This window comes from Chloroflexus sp., from assembly GCF_034432675.1.
Lineage (GTDB): Bacteria > Chloroflexota > Chloroflexia > Chloroflexales > Chloroflexaceae > Chloroflexus.
In genome coordinates this window covers 1-4,600 of the sequence record NZ_DAOUBI010000060.1, presented here as the reverse complement: position 1 = coordinate 4,600, position 4,600 = coordinate 1, and the positions used below count along the sequence as shown (strand labels likewise).

The window sequence follows — 4,600 nt, the reverse complement described above, 5'->3', positions numbered from 1 at the left end:
GCGCCAGCCGTGCTCACGATCTGGCGCGTGTCACGTCGTTGACCCGGCTGGTCACGCGGAGGCCGGGTGGGCTCGTCACGAACATGGAATCGAGCGGCAATGAAGAAGATACCTTCTCGTAGATGTTTTTTGAAATAGGTTCTAACCTTCCGTCAAGACTTGCGCCTATCATCACTCCATTCGCACACGCCGCAGACGGAGTGAATTAGTCACCACAAAGACCGACGAGAAGGCCATCGCCGCCGCAGCCAGCACCGGGCTTAACTGCCAGCCGGTCAACGGGTAGAAGACACCCGCCGCTACCGGGATCAACAACACATTGTAGGCAAATGCCCAGAAGAGATTCCAGCGAATGGTGCGTACTGTGGTGCGACTGAGGGCAATTGCCTGCACCACGCCTCGCGGATCGCTGCGCATCAACGTAATATCCGCCGTCTCCATCGCCACATCGGTACCGCTCCCCATCGCAATCCCCACGTCAGCCTGGGCCAGCGCCGGCGCATCATTAATCCCATCACCCACCATCGCCACCCGGCGTGGTTTGCCATGCGGCCCGCTCTGCTGCAAGCGAGCCACAATCGCTGCTTTTTCGTCTGGCTTCACTTCAGCATACACGGCTGGCGCCGGAATACCGACCGCCGCCGCTATCGCTGCTGCCGTGCGCTGATTATCACCGGTCAGCAACGCGACCTCAATCCCGGCCTGCTGCAGCTTCGCTACTGCCTCCGCAGCAGTTGGTTTGACCGTATCGGCCAGCGCGATCACGCCCCACGCCTCACCATCGACGGCCACAGCAATGGCGGTTTTCCCTTCAGCCTGCAACTGATCGACGATTGCCCCCAAAGCGTCTATCTCAACCCCTCGCTCACGCAACCAACGCAGCGTTCCCACCAGCACGGTCTGCCCACCGACCTCAGCTTCCACTCCGGCACCACTGACAGCCTGAAAGCGCGTCGGTCGCTCGACAGCCAGGCCACGCTCCTGCGCTGCCTTCACAATTGCCACCCCTAATGGATGCTCACTGCGACTCTCAGCTGCCGCCGCAATCTGAAGCAACACCTGATCTCCCGTTCCATCGGACTGGGTTCCCTGCGCCAGCACCGGCCTGGTCACCATCACAATATCGGTCACTGCGGGGCGGCCATGCGTAATGGTACCGGTCTTATCGAACACCACCGCGTGCAGACTTGCCGCACGTTCCAGAGCCTCGGCATTGCGGATCAAAATACCGTGTGACGCACCGGTACCGGTACCGACCATAATCGCAGTCGGTGTGGCCAATCCCAGTGCGCACGGACAGGCAATCACCAGCACCGCCACCGCAAAAATGAGCGCCTGGGTCAACCCTACCCCGGCCCATAACCAACCGAGAAAGGTGATCACCGCAATCACAATCACCACCGGCACGAAGACAGCGGAGACCCGATCAACCAACGCCTGTACCGGTGCTTTCGAGCCTTGCGCCTCTTGCACGAGACGAATGATCTGCGCCAGCGCCGAATCCTTACCGATCCGTGTCGCCCGCATCTGAAAACTACCGCTGCGATTAATTGTCGCCCCGAAGACCGGATCACCACTGCGCTTCTCAACCGGCAAACTCTCACCGGTAAGCATACTCTCATCAATTGTCGACTCACCGGAGACAATCACCCCATCAACCGGAATCTTCTCCCCCGGTCGCACAATGATCATCTCACCTACCCGCACCTCAGTGAGCGGAACATCAACCTCTTGACCACCCCGCACCACCCGTGCAGTCTTCGGCTGAAGTCCGATCAACGCCTTAATCGCGGTACTCGTTTGCCCCTTCGCTCGCGCCTCAAGATACTTACCAACTAAGATCAGCGTAATGATCAGCGCCGCCGTCTCGAAATAGACATGGCCGGGCGCACCGCTAAGCAAGATTGCCAGACTGTAGAAATAGGCAGCCGACGAACCGAGAGCAATGAGCGTATCCATAGTGGCGGTACGGGCCCGCAATGCCCGCCACGCATGCCGGTAGAAATCGCGACCGGAGTAAAACTGCACCGGTGTCGCCAGCGCTAGAAAGAGCCAGTTGAGCAGATCATCACGGGCAGCGACCATGGCCATGATCTCATCCATAGCCGCATCACGCATTGCCGCCATCATCGCTGCCCCCTCACCGATCAACCAGGGTGCAATCAGGCCAAAATCACGCGCCATCGACAACACGAAGAGCGGTAGCCCAAAGACCACACCGACCAGCAATCGCCGCCGCCGCACCGTCATCTCTGCTTCACGTGCCCGCGCCTCCACATCTTCAGCGGCCTCGTCGCCAGCAGACGGCAAAATCACCCCATACCCGGCCTGCTCCACCGCCGCCACCAGATCGGTGCGCTCAACCATCCCCGGCACATAACGCACCAACGCCTGCTCGCTGGCCAGATTCACTTCCGCCGTCAACACACCCGGCAGCTTACGCAACGCCTTCTCGACCCGTGCCGAACAACTGGCACAGGTCATCCCGGTGATCGCCAGCGTGATCTCATCGACTACCACCCCATACCCGGCCTGCTCCACCGCCGCCTGCAACGCTTCGGGCTGAACCAGCCCCGGATCGTAGCGCACCAGCGCCTGTTCACTGGCCAGATTCACCTCGGCAGCCAGCACACCCGGTGCCTTACGCAACGCCTTCTCGACCCGCGCCGAGCAGCTTGCACAGGTCATCCCGGTGATTGGCAATATCACTTCACGCTCGGCCATGGTAACAACTCCTTCCTCGACAGACTGCGATTGTACAGCCTATCTCCACCATCTGAGTGAAAGAGGCGCACATCAGTGCGCCTCTGAACATCGTTGCGAATGAAGACAGCTAGAGGCTAACAAGCCGTACCCAACGGCGTTACATCCTCGTATCCCGCTTCCTTAATCGCAGACACAATATCGGTAATATCGACCGCATCATCATGAACGACGGTCACAATCTTACTGCTCAGATCAACCTCAACCTGACTGACCCCCTGCAAAGCACCGACTTCCTTGCGCACCGCGTGCACACAATGCTGACACGACACCCCAGGAACACGGAATTGCTCGGTTACCATTACTCATCTCCTTATTGGCTAATGAATACGCTCAAAAACCTGCATCAACTCGGCAATCACCCGCTCGCGCTCACCAACATCCTCGCTTCGAATAGCCGTGATCACACAACTATGGAGATGACGGTTCAAAATCAGCGCATCCAGCTTTACCAGCGCCTGCGCAATCGCCCGCGTCTGATTCAGGACATCGATACAATAGGCGTCCTCTTCGACCATGCGCTTCACGCCGCGAATATGACCCTCAATGATATTCAGACGATTGAGAATCTGCTGTTTTTGGTCTTGATCCATATTCAACCCTTCTTCGAGTAAAAACAGCCTTTGGGTGGTAGTACTCGCCAGCATGCCCTATGGTCCTAGAGAGATCTGACCGCCATCGCCCATCTCAAGCCGTAAAGCCGTCGTCTACCTCATCAATCATCCCGTGAAACACCGCAACAACTCGCGGCAAGAGCGTCTCGATCAGACAGGTCACAGCCCCATCCCTTTTCTATCCCCCCCAGGGGGGATGGGTTGCACAAGCAGTATACCACACGAGTTTTCGTGATGCAAGGAGGGAATGGAGGAAATAGGAAATTGGAGGTAGGAGATAGGAGGTAGGAGATAGGAAATAGGAGGTAGGGGATAGGAAATAGGAGATTAGAAGATAGGAGATAGGGGGTAGGAGATAAGAAATAGGAGATAGGGGGTAGGAGATAAGAAATAGGAAATAGGGGAGAGACGCAGCGGATTCCCCGCCGGTCACAGCGACAACGTGCGCACACGGTATACCCTGGGAGCGCACGCCTCCGGTGCGCCCACTACCTGACCCGGCACACCAGACTCTCTGCCGGTCGCAGGTAAAACTCGTTCGCTCGTCCCGATCATCCTGCCTGACACAGCACCTGCATCAGCGCCATCAGCAACGTTCGGTAGCACGATCCCCCCCTCGTTCCTCACCCCAGCGGGGGGAGGTTAGGAGAGGGGCGATTTGCCTGACACAGCACCTGCGTCAGCGCCATCAGCAACGTTCGGTAGCACGATCCCCCCCGTTCCTCACCCCAGCGGCTATGCATTACTCATACCTGATGTCAACCACGTGCGTATCAGCGGGGATGATCGCTATGAGTGCTGTTGTGGGCGACTGGCCCGATGGCAGAGCGCCGCGCCAGCCGTGCTATCACGTACTGAATGATTGCCTTACCCGCTCGTCATGCGCGTGTCGCACAGTTTGGAGTGCGGCAGCCATGCTGCCGCGCCAGCCGTGCTCGCGATCACGTGGAGGTCGCAGCGGGTACCCCGCAGCTCTGCGCCCAGTGGGATCACGTTTCAGGGTAGCTACCGTTGCCGACCACCATTACCCGTGGCGCGACGTTTGGAGTGCGGCAGCCATGCTGCCGCGCCAGCCGTGCTCGCGATCACGTGGAGGTCGCAGCGGTTACCCCGCAGCTCTACGCCCAGTGGGATCACGTGTCAGGGTCGCTACCGTTGCCGACCACCATTACCCGTGGCGCGTCGTTTGGCGTGCGGCAGCTATGCTGCCGCGCCAGCCGTGC

Annotated in this window: 3 protein-coding genes; all 3 read right to left on the bottom strand. The window is 59.0% G+C overall.

Annotated features, from left to right (window positions below; translation table 11 throughout):
* Positions 1-171: 171 nt before the first annotated feature.
* Positions 172-2,724, bottom strand: coding sequence for a heavy metal translocating P-type ATPase (locus VAE55_RS04890; protein WP_322814686.1), 2,553 nt, complete (start codon positions 2,722-2,724; stop codon positions 172-174).
* A 116-nt stretch (positions 2,725-2,840) separates the two neighbouring features.
* Complete coding sequence (locus VAE55_RS04885; protein WP_322814685.1) at positions 2,841-3,065, bottom strand: heavy metal-associated domain-containing protein; 225 nt, start codon at positions 3,063-3,065, stop codon at positions 2,841-2,843.
* Positions 3,066-3,083: 18 nt separating this feature from the next.
* Positions 3,084-3,356 carry a metal-sensitive transcriptional regulator gene (locus tag VAE55_RS04880; RefSeq protein ID WP_322814684.1) on the bottom strand — a complete coding sequence of 91 codons (273 nt, stop codon included), beginning with the start codon at positions 3,354-3,356 and terminating at the stop codon, positions 3,084-3,086.
* Positions 3,357-4,600 lie beyond the last annotated feature (1,244 nt).